Source organism: Roseospira goensis, from assembly GCF_014197795.1.
GTDB lineage: Bacteria > Pseudomonadota > Alphaproteobacteria > Rhodospirillales > Rhodospirillaceae > Rhodospira > Rhodospira goensis.
Genome location: NZ_JACIGI010000011.1, coordinates 22481 through 38398 on the forward strand (window position 1 = coordinate 22481; position 15918 = coordinate 38398).

Annotated in this window: 12 protein-coding genes; 4 read left to right on the forward strand and 8 right to left on the reverse strand. The window is 73.8% G+C overall.

The genetic code is table 11. The annotated features are described in order from the left end of the window. Positions 1-2 precede the first annotated feature (2 nt). Complete coding sequence (locus tag GGD88_RS08225) at positions 3-752, reverse strand: electron transfer flavoprotein subunit beta/FixA family protein (protein ID WP_184434014.1); 750 nt, start codon at positions 750-752, stop codon at positions 3-5. A 472-nt stretch (positions 753-1224) separates the two neighbouring features. Here GGD88_RS08225 and GGD88_RS08230 point away from each other — a divergent pair, with 472 nt between their 5' ends. The 4 genes from GGD88_RS08230 to GGD88_RS08245 all read left to right on the forward strand — a co-directional run bounded on the left by GGD88_RS08230 (position 1225) and on the right by GGD88_RS08245 (position 7519). Next, on the forward strand, positions 1225-3429 hold the full coding sequence (locus GGD88_RS08230; protein ID WP_184434016.1) for a caspase family protein: 2205 nt from the start codon (positions 1225-1227) through the stop codon (positions 3427-3429). 149 nt (positions 3430-3578) lie between these two features. Next, entirely contained in the window at positions 3579-5834 is a 2256-nt protein-coding gene (locus GGD88_RS08235) for a caspase family protein (RefSeq protein ID WP_221237063.1), read from the forward strand. Positions 5835-5922: 88 nt separating this feature from the next. Beyond that, on the forward strand, positions 5923-6822 hold the full coding sequence (locus GGD88_RS08240; protein ID WP_184434020.1) for a DUF6134 family protein: 900 nt from the start codon (positions 5923-5925) through the stop codon (positions 6820-6822). A 52-nt stretch (positions 6823-6874) separates the two neighbouring features. Next, complete coding sequence (locus tag GGD88_RS08245) at positions 6875-7519, forward strand: class I SAM-dependent DNA methyltransferase (protein WP_184434022.1); 645 nt, start codon at positions 6875-6877, stop codon at positions 7517-7519. A 123-nt stretch (positions 7520-7642) separates the two neighbouring features. Here GGD88_RS08245 and GGD88_RS19285 read toward each other — a convergent pair whose 3' ends face one another. The 7 genes from GGD88_RS19285 to ispG form a co-directional block, all read right to left on the reverse strand. Continuing rightward, a complete protein-coding gene (locus tag GGD88_RS19285) occupies positions 7643-8473 on the reverse strand; it encodes a DUF4167 domain-containing protein (protein WP_184434024.1) in 831 nt (276 codons plus the stop codon). Positions 8474-9161: 688 nt separating this feature from the next. Continuing rightward, the gene (gene prmC, locus GGD88_RS08255; protein ID WP_184434026.1) at positions 9162-10070 is read right to left on the reverse strand and encodes a peptide chain release factor N(5)-glutamine methyltransferase; all 909 of its coding nucleotides are present in this window, start codon (positions 10068-10070) and stop codon (positions 9162-9164) included. After that, positions 10067-10831, reverse strand: coding sequence for a class I SAM-dependent methyltransferase (locus GGD88_RS08260; RefSeq protein ID WP_246423651.1), 765 nt, complete (start codon positions 10829-10831; stop codon positions 10067-10069). Before GGD88_RS08260 ends, prmC begins: the two co-directional genes overlap by 4 nt. Before the next feature lie 29 nt (positions 10832-10860). After that, positions 10861-11922: a peptide chain release factor 1 gene (gene prfA / locus GGD88_RS08265; protein WP_184434029.1), complete on the reverse strand. Its 1062-nt coding sequence runs from the start codon at positions 11920-11922 to the stop codon at positions 10861-10863. Beyond that, the gene (gene hemA, locus GGD88_RS08270; RefSeq protein ID WP_343056313.1) at positions 11919-13286 is read right to left on the reverse strand and encodes a glutamyl-tRNA reductase; all 1368 of its coding nucleotides are present in this window, start codon (positions 13284-13286) and stop codon (positions 11919-11921) included. Before hemA ends, prfA begins: the two co-directional genes overlap by 4 nt. Then, positions 13283-14527 carry a histidine--tRNA ligase gene (hisS, locus tag GGD88_RS08275; protein ID WP_184434032.1) on the reverse strand — a complete coding sequence of 415 codons (1245 nt, stop codon included), beginning with the start codon at positions 14525-14527 and terminating at the stop codon, positions 13283-13285. Before hisS ends, hemA begins: the two co-directional genes overlap by 4 nt. Positions 14528-14731: 204 nt before the next feature. Further along, positions 14732-15871 carry a flavodoxin-dependent (E)-4-hydroxy-3-methylbut-2-enyl-diphosphate synthase gene (ispG, locus tag GGD88_RS08280; RefSeq protein WP_184434035.1) on the reverse strand — a complete coding sequence of 380 codons (1140 nt, stop codon included), beginning with the start codon at positions 15869-15871 and terminating at the stop codon, positions 14732-14734. Positions 15872-15918: the final 47 nt, after the last annotated feature.

The window sequence follows — 15918 nt, forward strand, 5'->3', positions numbered from 1 at the left end:
GGTCAGATCACCTTCGCTTCGTTGCGCAGCTTGTCCACCAGGGTTGCGACGTCGGGCACCATCACGCCGGCCTGGCGCGCCGGCGGTTCCTCGACCGCCACCGTGGTCAGGCGCGGCGCGACATCGACGCCGAGGTCGCCGACCTCCAGGGTCTCGATCGGCTTCTTCTTCGCCTTCATGATGTTGGGCAGCGAGGCGTAGCGCGGCGTGTTCAGGCGCAGGTCGACGGTGCCGACGCAGGGCATCTTGACCTCGACGGTCTCCAGGCCGCCGTCGATCTCGCGGGTCATGGTGGCCGACCCGTCGCCGATCGCCACCTTCGACAGGAAGGTCGCCTGCGGCCAGCCCAGCAGCCCGGCCAGCATCTGGCCGGTCTGGTTGCTGTCGTCGTCGATGGCCTGCTTGCCCATCAGCACCAGATCGGGGGATTCCTTGTCCACCAGCGCCTTGAACAGCTTGGCGACGGCCAGCGGCTGCAGGTCGTCGTCGCTCTTGACCAGGATGCCGCGGTCGGCGCCCATGGCGAGCGCGGTGCGGATGGTCTCCTGCGCCTGCTGCGGGCCCATGGAGACGGCGACCACCTCGGTGGCGGTGCCGGCTTCCTTCAGGCGCACGGCCTCCTCGACGGCGATTTCGTCGAAGGGGTTCATGGACATCTTGACGTTGGCCGTCTCGACTCCCGTCTTGTCCGCCTTTACGCGGATCTTCACGTTGTAGTCGACGACGCGCTTGACCGCGACCAGGACCTTCATGGCACTCCCTGTGCTTTCTTCTTCGCGGGGACCGGGGCGGGCGCGGCCGCGACGGCTCGCGCCGGGGCGGTCCCTCGCGGACCTGAACCAAGGGCACGCCGAAACGACCGGACCGGAGGAGGGACCCAGCCGCCGGGGCGCGTACGGATGTCTCGCCCGCCGCGCCGGGCACGTCAAGTGTGACATCCCGGAGACAGCCAACGGGCGCAAAACCGCCAACGAGCCTCGGCCGCCGCGCGGCCGCCGCCCGGATCGGGGCGAAGGGGTGCGCGACTCCGCGCCGCGCGCCCATTTTTCGCACCGCACAACGTAGGGCCAGCCGGGCCGGCCTGTCAAACGCCGCCGCCGGCGCTCAGCGGGAATCGGGGGGGAGCCTTGAGGGCCGGCGCGCCGCGGTGGCGGGGCGCCGCCATCTCCCTTAAGCTGATAGGGACGCCGATGCGGTGTGCCGGGGCAAGGGGAGGCACGGCCGATGATGGTTCAGTGGGGGTGCGGGCGATCGGGTCGGGCGGCGCGGGGGGCCGCGGCGCCGGGGGTGATGGTGCGGGTGGTTCTGGTGGCCGTGCTGGCGTCTGTTCTGACCGGCGCGGCCCTCTGGGGGGCCGCCGGTCCGGCCGGCGCCGCGCCGCCGCCCGGCGAGAACCGGGTGGCGCTGGTGATCGGCAACGGCGGCTACCCCACCGGTGCCCTGCGCAACCCGGCCCGCGACGCCCGCGCCGTCGCGCGGGCGCTGGAGGCCGTGGGCTTCACCGTCACCACCCTGACCGATGCCACGCGCCGCGACATGCGCCGGGCGGCGATCGCGTTCGGCCGCCGGCTGTCCGACGGCGGGGTCGGGCTGTTCTACTACGCCGGCCACGGCGTGCAGGTGGCGGGGGAGAACTACCTGATCCCGGTCGACGCGGTGATCGAGGACCAGGCCCACGTCGAGGTCGAGGGCATCGCCATCCGCGACGTGCTGGCCCGCATGGGCGGGGCGCACAACCGCCTCAACATCGTCATCCTCGACGCCTGCCGCGACAACCCGTTCAAATCGGTGATGCGCTCCGGCGGCGGGCGCGGGCTGGCGCGCACCAGCGCGCCCACCGGCACCTATCTCGCCTACGCCACGGCGCCGGACCAGATCGCGCTGGACGGCGAGGACACCCGTAACAGCCCCTTCACCGGCGCCCTGCTGGCGGCGCTGGACCGGCCCGGGGCCGATCTGGACGACGTGTTCCTGAGTGTGCGGCGCGACGTCATGGCCGAGACCGACGGCCGCCAGGTCCCCTGGGTCAGCAATTCGATCACCGGGCAGTTCTACTTCCGCCCGCCCGCCCCGCCCCCGGCCCCGGCGGGGACGCGGTCCATCGAGCTGCTCCAGCCGGCGCCCGTGCCCCCGCCAACCACGCCGCCGACCCTGGCCCCGGGCGGCGAGGCCGAGTTGGCGTTCTGGCAGTCGATCCTCGATCTCGACCGGGCCGACCTGTACACGGAGTACCTGCGGCGCTGGCCGGACGGCACCTACGCGCCCATCGCCCGCGCCAAGATCGAGGTGCTCCAGGCCGGCCCGGTGCGGCTGGCGCGGCCGGACCCCGACTCCGCCTTCCGGCCGCTCCCGGCCGAAAGCCCCCCGCCGGCCGACTCGCCGGCCGAAGAGACCCCGCCGACGGACCCAACGCCGGTGGCGGGCCGGCCGGCGAGCGGCGTCGCGCCGGCCGCGCCCGTCTCGGTGCCCGCCGACGCCCGCCCGCTGGGCGCCGACGGCAGCGACGACCCGGACGCGCGCGACGCCTTCGGGCGCACGGCCCTGATGATCGCGGCCCGCGACGACGACCGCGACCGCCTCCGCCGGCTGCTCGCTGCCGGAGCCGCGGTCAACCTCCGTGGTCCCGACGGCAACACGGCGCTGACCCTGGCGGCCTGGGAAGGCCATGTCGCAAGCGCCCGCCTGCTGTTCGAGGGCGGCGCCGATCCACTGGCCGAGGGGCCGGCGGGGCCCGCCTGGGAGGGCCTGGCGCGGACCCCGGACGGCGCCCCCCTGCTGGCCGACATGGCGGCCTGGGTGCCCGAACTGGGCGAGACCCTGCTGGAGCCCGACCGCGGCACATGGCGCGAGGCCCAGGCCCGCCTCAACGCCCAGGGCCACGGTGCCGGCCCGGTCGACGGCCAGCCCGGCCCGCGCACCCGCAAGGCGCTGGAAGCGTTCCAGCGGGCACAGGATCTCGCGGTCACGGGCTACCTGGACGCGGCCACCCTGGCCCGGCTCGAAGCCGTGCAGCCCACCCTGCCGCGCCCGGCCCGGGTGGCGGCCGAGGGCGGGGTGCCGACCCTGGTGCTGTGCCGGCGCGTGGGCGCGGTGGTGGGCGACGGCGATGCGGCCGACCACCGCAACCCGTTCCGTGTCACCTTGCCGTCGCCGATGGCGGTCGTGCGCGTACAGGTGGAGGCCCACGACAACATCGGGTTCCTGTCGGAGGCCGAGCTGCAACTTTATATCGACAACGTGTTCGTCGGCAGCCACGACGTCAAGTCGGAGGGCAGCACGCTCACCTATGGGCTTCAGGCGACGGGCTCACGCCTCGACCTGTTCTCGGTCGGCGGCGGCGCGCTGGCCGACGGCGACGACACCTACATCACGGCGATCCGGGTTTACGCCCTGCGGCCCGAGGGCACCGCGCCGGCCGCCTGCCGGTAAGGCCGCCAGGGCCGGGCGTGGCGATGGCTCTGGCCGCGCGCGCCCAATTGACTTATTCTGAAGCCGTGACGTCCGACGTGTCGCGCTGAGGGAGACTCGGGGGAGGCCCGGCGATGTCTGGGACGATATCTGCGGTGTCCGGAACTGCGGTGTCCGGGAACGCGCCGGCGGGCGGCCGAGCGCCCCGGTCGGTCCTGAACTGGCTGGGGGCCGCGCTCGTCGCCGGCCTCCTGATCCTGGTCGCCGCCGCGCCGGCCGCGGCCGAGGCGGCCGGCGCCGCGCCGGACCAGGAGACCCGGGTCGCCCTGGTCATCGGCAACGGCGGCTATGACAGCGGCAGCCTGTCCAACCCGACCAACGATGCCATCGCCCTGTCGCGGGCGCTGCGCGACGTCGGCTTCGACGTCACCACCCTGGTGGACGCCACCCGCCAGGACATGCGCCGCGCCTACATCGAGTTCGGCCGCCGGCTGTCCGACGGCGGGGTCGGGCTGTTCTACTACGCCGGCCACGGCGTCCAGGTGCACGGCGAGAACTACCTCATCCCGGTCGACGCGGTGATCGAGGACCAGGCCCACGTCGAGGTCGAGGGCGTCAACGTCCGCGATATCCTGGCCCGCATGGGCGGCGCCCGCAATCGGCTCAACATCGTCATCCTGGACGCCTGCCGCGACAACCCGTTCAAGTCCGTGATGCGCTCCGGCGGCGGGCGCGGGCTGGCGCGTACCAGCGCGCCGACCGGCACCTACCTGGCCTATGCGACCGCCCCGGATCAGGTCGCCCTGGACGGCGAGGACACCCGCAACAGTCCGTTCACCGGCGCCCTGCTGACGGCGCTGGAGGAGCCGGGCCAGGACCTGGACGACATCTTTCTGTCGGTGCGGCGCGACGTCATGGCGCGGACCGACGACCGCCAGGTGCCGTGGGTGAGCAACTCGATCACCGGCCAGTTCTATTTCCGGCCGCCGGCGCCGGAGCCGGCGGCGCCGGCCCAGCAGGCGACCCGGTCGATCGAGCTGGCCGCCCCGCCGATCCCGCAGTCGCCACCGGCCGGCAGCGAGGGCGAGGTCCTGTTCTGGGAATCCATCATGGACGCCAACCAGGCGGACCTGTACCGCGAGTACCTGTCGCGCTGGCCCGACGGCACCTATGCGCCGATCGCACGCCTGCGGCTGGACCGGCTGGAGAGCGCGAGCGCGCAGGCCGGGGACGGGGAGGCTGACGCGGCGGCGGCGCCCGCCGCCCCCGACACCCCCGCCGCCCCCGACGCGGCAACCGTTGGCGCCGCGCCGTTGTGGCCGACCGGCCGCCCGGCGCCGGGCACGAGCGTGGCCGATGCCGCCGGCACCGCCGGCACCGCCGGAACGGGCAGCCGGGGTGGCGCCCCCCCGCGCCCCCAGAGCGCCGGCCTGCCGCCGTCGCCGGTGCCGCAGGCGCCGACCGCGCTCGGCGCCGACGGCAGCAATGATCCGGACGCCCGCGACGGCCTGGGCCGGACCGCGCTCATGATCGCGGCCCGCGACAACGACACGGCCCGCCTCCGCAAGCTGCTGGACGTCGGCGCCAGCCTGGAACTGCGCGCCCCGGACGGCAACACGGCGCTGACGCTGGCGGCCTGGGAAGGCCATGTCGAGAGCGCGCGCCTGCTGCTGGACGCCGGTGCCGATCCCACCGCGGAGGGGCCGGCGGGGGCCGCCTGGGAGGGCCTGGCCCGCACCGCGGCGGGCACGGCGCTGCTGGAAGACGTGGCCGCCCGCGTGCCCACCGTCGGCGAGACCCTGCTGGGGCCGAGCCGCCAGGACTGGCGCGAGGTCCAGGCCCGGCTGAACGCCCTCGGCTTCGGGGCCGGGGGCGTGGACGGCCGGCCCGGCCCGCGCACGCGCGGCGCCCTCCAGGCCTTCCAGGGCGCCCACGGCCTGCCGGCCACCGGCTATCTGACCACCGCCAGCCTGACCCGCCTGCGCGCGCTGCAACCGCAAGTGCGGGTGCCGCAGGCGCAGCCGCGCCGGCGCGACGAGGCCCCGGCCCCCATGGTCCCGGTGCTGGTGCATTGCGAGAGCGTCGGCGCGGTGCTGGGCGGCAGCGGCGCCGACCTGCCCAACCCCTACAACGTCACCCTGCCCGAGTCGATGCGGGTGGAGCGCGTGCAGGTGGAGGCCCACGACGACGTCGGGTTCTTCACCAACGCCGTGCTGCACATGTACCTCGACAACGGCTTCATCGGCCGGCGCGACGTCAAGGCGGCCGGCAGCACGCTGTCCTATGCGGTGGGGCGCAACGGCCGCTCGCTCCAGTTCTATTCGCGCGAGGAGGACGGCATCACCGGCGACGAGGAAACCTTCATCCACACCATCCGGGTCTTCGCGCTGCGGCCCAAGGGCACGCCGGACGCCCGCTGCCGGTGAGAGCCGGACAGAGCCGGGGAAGGGGCGGTCGGAGCGGGACCCGGGACATCGGCGGACGGCAGGTCGGCGGACGGCAGGGAGGCGGGTGATGACGGGCAGGGCGACGGGGGCGGCGGGCGTGGGGCGCCCGCCCGGCGCAGCGTGGTGGCGCGTGGCACGCGCCGCGGAACCGCGACACGCGCCAAGGAGAGGGACCCCGACGACACGGGGGCAGACGACACGGGGGCAGACGACACGGGGGCAGACGACACGGGGGCAGATCACACGGGGGCAGACGCCAAGCGGTGCGGCTGGCCCGCGGCAGCGTGGCCGTACGCTGCGGCGGTGGCGGCCGCTCGCGACGCTCCTGCTGGCGCTCGCCCTGTGGCTGCCCGCCGCCGCACCGGCGCCGGCGCAGGCCATCCCGGCCGGCTTCCAGTACAGCCACACCCTCACCTACCGCATCTACCGCGGCGACGACCCCATCGGGCAGACCGCCTTCGAGGTGCACACCCGGGGCCGCGACCGCACCGTGGTGACCCGCACCACCATCGACGTCCAGGTGCTGCTGTACTCCTACGCCAGCCAGCATGTGGCCACCGAGACCTGGGAGAACGGGCTGCTGACCGCGCTGGAGACCCGCACCAACGACGACGGCGAGCCCTACCGCGTCACCGGGCGGCGCGAGTCCGACGGTTTCCGCGTCAGCGGCGCGGCGGGCGAGCACGTCGTGCCGCCCGACACCCCGCCCAAGAGCTTCTGGAACCCGGGCATTCTGACCGCGCCGCGCGTCATCACCACCAAGCGCGGCGCCCTGGAGGCGGTCCGGGTCCAGACCCTGGGCCGCGAGCGCGTCGCCTACCGCGGCGGCAGCGCCGACGCCACGCGTTACCGGTTCGAGACCGACGACGTCATCGACTTGTGGTATACGGACGACGGGTTGCTGGTGAAGGCGTTGCGCGACTCCTTCGGCGGCGACATCCTCTATCTGCTCGACACCACCGGGTGAGCCGCGCCGCTCCGACCGTGGCCCGGCCGCCCCGTGCCAGGAAAGGAGCCCCATGACGGAGAAGAAGGATCCGGTCCTCGAACGGGCCTATGCCGTGGGCGGCCCCGATGCCGTGCGCGACCTTTACCGCGACTGGGCGGCGGACTACGACCACGACACCGTCGGCCGGCTGGGCTACGTCGCCCCGCGCATCGCCGTCGACGTCTTCGCCGACCACCTGGCGGGCCGCGAGGCCCCGATCATCGACGTCGGCTGCGGCACTGGGCTCGCGGGGGTCGCGTTGCGCACGCGCGGCTTCCGCCACGTCGACGGCCTCGACCTGTCGCCGGACATGCTGGCGGAAGCCCGGACCAAGACCCATGCCGAGGGACCGGTTTACGACGCCCTGATCGAGGGCGACCTGACCGCGCGCCTGCCCGTGGACGACGACGCCTACGCCGGCGCGGTGAGCGTCGGCACCTTCACCCACGGCCACGTCGGGCCGGCCGGCCTGGGGGAAGTATTGCGCATCGTGCGCCCGGGCGGCCTGGTCACGGTCACGGTGAACGACGGGGTCTATGACGCCGAGGGCTACGACGCGGCCCTGGCCGCACTGGCCGCCGCGGGACGGGCAACGGTCGTCGACACCCGGCGCGCCGACTACCTGGTCAAGGAGGGCATCGGCGCCCGTGTCGTCACGCTGGCGGTGGCCGCCTGAGGCAGATCGCCCCGGACCGGGATCGCGGCGCGGCCCCGGTTCGGGGCGACACGCCGCCCGAAACCCAATGATCCCGAAACCCAATGATCCCGCGGCCCAATGAGGCCGGAGAGCCGCGCCGGATCAGGCCATCTGGGATTCGCTCTCGCCGTTGCCGCCGTCGCCGGAGGGCGTGGTCCGGCGCGGCGACCGCCGCGTCCGGCGCACCGGGCGGGGGGCGTCGTCGCCGGAGGTCTCCTCGGATCCGGCGGCGGCCCCGGCCGCGGCGCCCTCGGCGGCGGGGGCGTTCGCGCCCTCGGCCTCGCCGGCTGCCGCGCGGGTCGATCGGCTGCCGGTGCGGCCGGTGCGGCGGGGGGCGCGGCGCCGCGGCGGCGCCTCCTCGGCGGGGGCCTCGCTGTCGGCGCCGACGTCGGTGGCCGCCGGGCCTTCGGCGCCGGCCGCCGCTTCCGGGGCGGTCACGCCATCGCTGTCGGGTCCGCGATCGGCCCCGTTTCCGGACCGCCCGTGATCGCGTCCGTTGCCGCGGCCGGCACCGACGGGCGCCGCCGCAGCGGCGTCCCCCTCCTCGGACTCGCGGCGCGGGCCCCCGGCCTCTCCGGCCGCCGCCTCGTCGCCGGCAACCGGCTGGGTCGCGGTCCGCACCGGCGTCGGGGCGCCGGGTCGGTTGGCATCGGTTTGACCGGTCAGCGCCATGTAGACGCGGTAGTAATGGTCGGCGTGCTGAAGATAGTTCTCGGACAACACCCGGTCGCCCTGTGACCCGGCATCACGCGCCAGGGTCGTATACTTTTCGACAAGCTGCATCGCGTTGCCGCGCAGGCGCACACTCGGCCCGTTGCTGTCGAAGGTCTGATTGCGGTTCGGTGTCCGCTTGCCGCCGCTGCCGCCGCTGCTGCCGCTCCCGCCGCCGACACGGCCGCGCGGGCGTCCCCTGGTGTTCGAGCCTTGCTTCATGAGTCCGTCTGATCAACTTGAGAAACGGTGCACGTCACGGTCCCAGACCTCCTTTGGGTTCGGGCTTCGGGACGGAGCGTGAGCGCGTGCGGGGCGCACGCCCCCGCACTGGGTCGGGCCGGCGCGCCGGCCGCCTCGGGCCACCACGCCTCGCGACGACCCCTGCGGTCGCCGGCACGCGTCGTGGCAAACCCTGTGCAAACCCTGTCGCCGGCTCCCGCCAAGCCCGCGCGCGTGCGGGCCACCCGGCCACGGCCTCACGCCGTCCGAGCGACATGGTGCCGGGCGACATGGTGTATGGCGACGAGCCCCGACGACGGGTGTGCTCTGTGGGTCCCCGGTTGCCCCCCCGGCGGCCCGACCGGGACCCCGCGACCCTCCCTCTCTCTCGCGAGAGAGCCGCGCCCCCGGCAGTCTGTTGGTCCGCTTCTGGGCCCGCGCGGGCTCCGTGTCGGACCCCACCAAGGTCCTCGGACCTGGCCCCGGGATCCGCCCATGACCACCGACCCACGGCGGCGGACCGGCCACGGCATCGCGGGCTGCCATCACCTGATCGCTCCCGTACCTGGGACCGGCGATCCCCTCCGGGACCGTTTCACCCGGGGCGGACCGCCACGCGAGCCGCATCGGTCGAACAGGTATGATGGCAAGACCGTAGGGCGCCTCCGGCCCGTTTCCAAGCATTTTTTCAGGGCACGATCCGTTTTTTTGCAGTGCAGGCGGGGGCGATGACGCAGCGCGCCCGCCCGCCCAGGTCCCGCGCCCGCGCGGGCGGCCCCAGGCCGGCCGCGTGCATCAGGTCCGCCACGGCATCGGCCTGATCGTGGCCGACCTCGACCGCCAGCCAGCCGCCCGACCGCAGCCGCGCCGCCGCCAATGGCACCAGGATCCGGTAGGCATCCAGGCCGTCGGCGCCGCCGTCCAGGGCCACCGCCGGATCGTGCCCCCGCACCTCGGGATCCAGGGCCGCCAGCTCGCCGGCGCGGATGTAGGGCGGGTTGGAAACGATCACGTCGAACGGTCCCGGCCAGTCCGGAAGGCCGTCGCGCCAGTCCGCGACCGCGACGGTGGCGCGCCCGTCCAGGCCGTGCGCGGCGGCGTTGGCGCGCGCGGCGGCGACGGCCCCGGCCGCGATGTCCAGGCCGACGCCGCGGGCATTCGGCAGGTCCGACAGCAGCGCCAGCAGGATCGCCCCGGTCCCGGTGCCCAGGTCGAGCAGCGCCAGCGGGGCGGCGCGGTCGGGAACGCGCTCCAGGACCGCCGCGACCACGGTCTCGGTGTCCGGGCGCGGTTCCAGCGTGTCCGGCCCCAGCGCCAGATCCAGGGTCCAGAAGCCGCGCCGGCCCAGGATGCGGCCGACCGGTTCGCGCGCGGCGCGGCGCGCGACCAGGGCCTCGAACCGGGTTGCCGCCGCGGCCGGCATCGGATCGCCCAGCCGCAGCCCCAGGGCCGCCGGGGAGGGAAGGCCCAGCACATGCGCCGCCAGCACCCGGGCGTCGCCGCGCGCGTCCGGCACGCCCGCGGCGGTCAGGCGCTCCGTCGCGGCAGCCAGGGCGTGGGCGAGGGTGGCGGCGGGGCCACGCCGGGACAGAGTCATGCGGCGCGGGCCTCGACCGTCAGGATCTGGGTGTCGGGGCCCGGCGCAGTTCCCGACCGGTAATCGGCCGCCACGGTCACGTCGGCAAACCCCGCCGCCCGCACCGCTAGGTCGATCTCCAGCAGCCCCCACCAGCGCAACCGGAACAGTTCCATCGCGGCCGCCGTCAGCCGGCCGTCCCGCCAGTGCTCGTAGCGCAGACCCGTCTCGGCCGTCTGGGCGAAGACATCGGTGCCCACCGGGATCTCGTGCAGTGTCAGCACATCGGCACCGTCGCGCCAGTGCCGCAGGCGCGGCGCCGACCCGGCGAGGCTGTCGCTGCGGTCCAGATCGAGGATGAGGCGTCCGCCCGGCCGCAACGCGCCGTGGAACCGGCGCAGCACGGCGCAGGCCAGCCCGGCGTCGGTGATCAACTGGAACGACCCGGCGGGGACGATGACGGCGTCGAAGCGGACATCGTAGGCGAAATCCTCGAACCGCTGTTGGCTCAGCGGCGGCGCCAGGCCCCGCGCCCGACAGGCCGCCTCGCACAGACGCAGCATCTCCGGCGAGGCGTCGCAGCCCCAGACGTCCAGCCCGGCCTCGACCAGCGGGATCAGCACACGACCGTTGCCGGCGGCGGGCTCCAGGATCGGGCCGGTCACGCCGGCCAGCCGCGCGCGATAGAACGCGACATCGCCGAAGCACCGCCCCACCGGCTTGTCGAGCTGGTACACCCATGCGGCCAGCGTGCCGTAGCGGTTGATCAGAGTCTTTTCCATGATGCCCATCGAAGCTGACCGACGCGGCCCTACCCCACCTCGGCCAGCTTGGCGGCCTGGTCCTCGGCGATCAGGGCGTCGATGACCTCGTCCAGGGCCTCGCCGGCGATCACCTTGTCGAGGTTGTAGAGCGTCAGGTTGATGCGGTGGTCGGTCACCCGGCCCTGCGGGAAGTTGTAGGTGCGGATGCGCTCCGAGCGGTCGCCGGAGCCGACCTGGCTCTTGCGTGCGTCGGCGCGCTCCTGCTCCGCCGCGCGGCGCTGCTCGTCGTACATCTTGGCCAGCAGCATCTTCATCGCCTTGTCGCGGTTCTTGTGCTGGCTCTTCTCCTCCTGGCACTGGGCCACGATCCCGGTCGGGATGTGGGTGATGCGCACCGCCGAATCGGTGGTGTTGACGTGCTGGCCGCCCGCGCCCTGGGAGCGGAAGGTGTCCACCCGCAGATCCTTGTCCTCCACCTGCACGTCGACCTCGCGCGCCTCCGGCAGCACGGCCACGGTCGCGGCCGAGGTGTGGATGCGCCCGCCGGCCTCGGTCACCGGCACGCGCTGCACCCGGTGCACCCCGCTCTCGAACTTCAGGCGGGCGAAGACGTCGCGGCCCGAGACGGTGGCGACCGCCTCCTTGATGCCGCCGATCGGCGTGTCGGTCATCTCCATGACCTCGAAGCGCCAGCCGTGGGCGGCGGCGTGGCGCTCGTACATGCGCAGCAGTTCGGCCGCGAACAGGGCGGCCTCGTCCCCGCCGGTGCCGGCGCGCACCTCCAGGATGGCGTTGCGCTCATCCGCCTCGTCCTTGGGCAGCAGCAGCACGCGCACGGCCTGCTCCCGTTCCGGGATCTCCGCGCGCAACCGGCCCACCTCCTCCTCGGCCAGCTCGCGCATGTCGGGATCGGACAGCATCGCCTCGGCGTCGGCCAGTTCGGCGCGGGCCTCGCGCAGCGCGGCGATCGCCTCCACGACGGGGGTCAGGTCGGACAGCTCCTTGGACAGGCGCGGGATGTCCTGCGCGTCCAGGTCCTGACCGGACAGCAGCGCCCCCAGTTCCTCGTGCCGCGCCACCACGCGGCTCAGTTTTTCGTCCAGGCTCATGGTCGGTCTTCGGGTTCGGGGTCTGGGATCGGGTCGGTTGACGGGTCCGGCTCGGCTGCCCCCGGCGTGTCGGCCCCGGTGAGGCGGAACAGCCGGCGGGTGACGTTCTCGGCGTGGCGCAGGTTCTCGGGCGGGCCGCAGGCGAGCCGGCGCAGCTCCTCCGACGGGGTGTGCAGCAGCCGGCCGATGAGCAGCCGGGTGGCCTTTTCGGCGTCGTCGCCGGCCTCGGCCAGCACCTGGGTGCGCTCGGCCTCGAAGCGGGCGCGCAGCAGGGCGATGGCGGGCACGGCGGCCCGCTCCACCCGGCCGCGCTGGAACCGGCCCACCTCGTCACGCACGATGCGCCACGCCGCCTCGGCCTCGGCCTCACGGTGGGCGCGGCCCTGCATGGCGATGCCCTCCAGGTCGCCGAGATCGTACAGGAAGGCATTGTCGACCTTGTTGACCGCCGGTTCGACGTCGCCCGGCACCGCCACGTCGGCGATGAACACCGGTTTCTGGCGCCGCCGCTTGGCCGACTGGCGGGCGATGTCCTCGCCCAGCACATGCTCGCGCCCGCCGGTGCAGCAGATGACGATGTCGGCGGCCACCAGGTCGTCGATCAGGGCTTCGGCGGCACTGACGTGCGCGGTCAGGCGGCGCGCCACCGCCTCCGCGCGGCCGCGCCGGCGCGCCCGCACCACCAGCCGCTCCAGGCCGTGGGCCTGGAACGCTTCGGCCAGCAGTTCGCCCATCTCGCCAGTGCCCAGCATCAGGGCGCGACAGCCGTCGAGGTCGCCGTGCAGGTCGCGCGCCACCTGGACCGCGGCGGAGGCCACCGAGACCGGCCCCTCGGCGATGCGCGTTTCCGTGCGCACCCGCTTGGCGGCGGCGAAGGCGGACTGCAACAGCCGCTCCAGTTCGGCCCCCACCAGCCCGGCCGCGCGGGCCATGGCATAGCCGGCCTTGACCTGGCGCAAAACGTGCGGTTCGCCGATCACCTGGCTGTCGAGCGACGCGGCCACCGCGAAGCAGTGCCGGGCGGCATCGGCGCCGCGGTGGACATAGCCCTCCGCCAGCAACGCCGCCGGTTCGACCCCACCCTGCGCGGCCAGGGCCTCCACGGCGGCTTCGGCGGTGGCCTCGGCGACGTCGTTGTTGGCGGCCTGGGCCAGGATCTCGACCCGGTCGCAGGTGGACAGCACCACCGCCTGGGTCACCCCGTAGGCGCGCAGCCGCCCCAGGAAGCCGGGCAGCGCCTCGTCGTCCAGTGTCACCTGGTCGCGCAGCGCCATGGAGGAGGAGTGATGGTTGACGCCCACCACCACCAGGCTGCCCAAGCCGTCCCCGGGGCCGCCGGGGCTGTCGCCCGCGGGCCCGGTCACCGGAAGCGGTCCAGCCCCGCCTCCAGCCCGTCGAGGGGAACCTGGGTCTGCTCGCCGCTGTCCAGGTCGCGCACCGTGGCGGCGCCGGCGGCGATCTCGTCCTCGCCCAGGATGACGGCGGCGCGGGCGTTGATCCTGTTGGCGCGCTTCATGCGCTTGCCCATGTTGCCGGAGAAGCCGAGGTCGACGGCGAAGCCCGCGCGCCGCAGCCGGTCGGTCAGGGGCAGGGCCAGCCTCTCCGCCTCGGCCCCGGCCGGCACCACGGCGAGCGGGCGCGGCGCCGGCGGCGGATCGGCCAGCAGCAGCGCCAGGCGCTCGACCCCGGCGGCCCAACCCACGCCCGGGGTGGGCGGCCCGCCCATCTGTTTGACCAGCCCGTCGTAGCGCCCGCCGGCCAGAACCGTGCCCTGCGCGCCCAGCGCGGTGGTGGTGAACTCGAAGGCGGTGTGGGTGTAGTAGTCCAGGCCGCGCACCAGCCGCGGGCTGATCGCCACCGGGATATCGAGCGCCGCAAGGCCCTCCTGCACACGGGCGAAGAAGGTGCGCGAGGTCTCGTTCAGGCTGTCGGCCAGCACCGGGGCCTCGGCCACCACGGCGCGGTCGCCCTCGTCCTTGGAGTCCAGGATCCGCAGCGGGTTGCGATGCAGGCGGGCGAGGCTGTCCTCGGACAGTTCGCCCCGGCGGCCCTCCAGATAGGCCACCAGGGTTTCGCGGTAGGCGGCCCGGCTCTCCAGGTCGCCCAGGGTGTTCAGCTCCACGGTCACGGTGCCGCCCAGGCCGAGCGCCTCCAGGATGCGGTAGCCGCAGGCGATGACCTCGATATCGGCGGCCGGTCCCTCGACCCCCAGAATCTCCACCCCCACCTGGTGGAACTGGCGCAGGCGGCCCTTCTGCGGCCGCTCGTAGCGGAACATGGGGCCGCGATAGAACGCCTTGACCGGGACCTGCTGGGCCAGCCCGTTGGAGATGAAGGCGCGCACGATGGCGGCCGTGCCCTCGGGGCGCAGGGTGACGCTCTCGCCGCCGCGGTCCTCGAAGGTGTACATCTCCTTGGTGACGATGTCGGAGGTATCGCCCAGGGTGCGCTTGAACACCTCGGTGAACTCGAAGATCGGGGTGACGATCTCGTCGAAACCGAAGCGCAGCGCGACCTCCTGGGCGCGCGCCTCGACGGCGCGATGGGCCCGGGCGGTGTCGGGCAGAAGGTCGTGGGTCCCGCGCACGGGTTGCAGGGCGGCCATGGGGTGACAATCCTCAGGGAAAGGTCGAAGACAAGCGATCAGCGGTGCGCGAACCAGCGGGCGCGGCCCCAACGCACGCCTGACCGCGGCGCCCGTCGACCCTCAGCCTCGCGTCGGCACGGGCGGCCAACGCCACCACAGGAAACAAACGCAAAGGCCCGCCACCCGCACCCCGGGCGGCGAGCCTTGCACAGCGGTGCGGCGCTACTCCGCGGCGGACTTGGCGGCCGCCTTCTCGGCCTCGATGGCGGCGGCCTTCTTTTCGACCAAGTCGACGATATGGTCGATCATGTCCGGGTTGTTGATGTTGTGGTCCGGCACGCCGGCGATATAGACCTTGTTGGCCGCGCCCTCGTTGGCCAGGGTGCCGCCGCCGGTCAGGCCGATGTCGGTCTCGCGCGCCTCGCCGGGGCCGTTGACGACGCAGCCGATGATCGACAGCGAGATCGGCGTGGCGATGTGGGCCAGGCGCTCCTCCAGGATCTCCACCGTCTTGATGACGTCGAAGCCCTGGCGGGCACAGGACGGACAGGAGACGATACGCACACCGCGGTGGCGCAGGTCCAGGCTCTTGAGGATGTCGAAGCCGACCTTGATCTCCTCGACCGGATCGGCCGACAGCGACACCCGGATGGTGTCGCCGATGCCCTTCTTGAGCAGCCAGCCGATGCCGATGGACGACTTGACGGTGCCGACGCGGGTTCCGCCGGCCTCGGTGATGCCCAGGTGCAGGGGGTAGTCGCAGGCGTCGGCCAGCGCCTCGTAGGCGGCGATGGCGAGGTAGACGTCGGAAGCCTTGACCGAGATCTTGAACTCCCGGAAGTCGTTATCCTCCAGGATTTTCGCGTGCTCCAGCGCGCTCTGGACCATGGCCTCGGGGCAGGGCTCGCCGAACTTTTCCAGCAGGTGGCGCTCCAGCGAGCCGGCGTTGACGCCGATGCGCATGGAACAACCGTGGTCCTTGGCGGCGCGGACCACCTCGCGCACCCGCTCGGCCGAGCCGATGTTGCCCGGGTTGATGCGCAGGCAGGCGGCGCCGGCCTTGGCGGCCTCGATGGCGCGCTTGTAGTGGAAGTGGATGTCCGCCACGATGGGCACCCCGACGCGGGGCACGATCTGCGCCAGGCCGGCGGTGGCGTCCTCGTCCGGGCAGGAGACGCGCACGATGTCGGCGCCGGCCTCTTCCAGGCGCTTGATCTGCGCCACCGTGGCCTCGACGTCGGCGGTGATCGTGTTGGTCATCGACTGGACCGAGACGGGTGCGTCGCCGCCGACCGGCACCGGGCCCACGTGGATCTGACGGCAGGCGCGGCGCGGCACGTCGCGGTAGGGTCGGGCGGACATGAAACCCCCTTGTGGCAACCGTGAAACCGGGGTCTGGACCCGGGCGC

Coding starts and splice junctions, on each gene's coding strand:
- GGD88_RS08240 (WP_184434020.1), top strand. CDS start 5,923: ATGACGGGCAGGGCGACGGGGGCGGCGGGCGTGGGGCGCCCGCCCGGC.
- GGD88_RS08230 (WP_184434016.1), top strand. CDS start 1,225: ATGATGGTTCAGTGGGGGTGCGGGCGATCGGGTCGGGCGGCGCGGGGG.
- prfA (WP_184434029.1), bottom strand. CDS start 11,922: ATGAGCCTGGACGAAAAACTGAGCCGCGTGGTGGCGCGGCACGAGGAA.
- GGD88_RS08225 (WP_184434014.1), bottom strand. CDS start 752: ATGAAGGTCCTGGTCGCGGTCAAGCGCGTCGTCGACTACAACGTGAAG.
- GGD88_RS08260 (WP_246423651.1), bottom strand. CDS start 10,831: ATGGAAAAGACTCTGATCAACCGCTACGGCACGCTGGCCGCATGGGTG.
- GGD88_RS08245 (WP_184434022.1), top strand. CDS start 6,875: ATGACGGAGAAGAAGGATCCGGTCCTCGAACGGGCCTATGCCGTGGGC.
- prmC (WP_184434026.1), bottom strand. CDS start 10,070: ATGACTCTGTCCCGGCGTGGCCCCGCCGCCACCCTCGCCCACGCCCTG.
- GGD88_RS19285 (WP_184434024.1), bottom strand. CDS start 8,473: ATGAAGCAAGGCTCGAACACCAGGGGACGCCCGCGCGGCCGTGTCGGC.
- hisS (WP_184434032.1), bottom strand. CDS start 14,527: ATGGCCGCCCTGCAACCCGTGCGCGGGACCCACGACCTTCTGCCCGAC.
- ispG (WP_184434035.1), bottom strand. CDS start 15,871: ATGTCCGCCCGACCCTACCGCGACGTGCCGCGCCGCGCCTGCCGTCAG.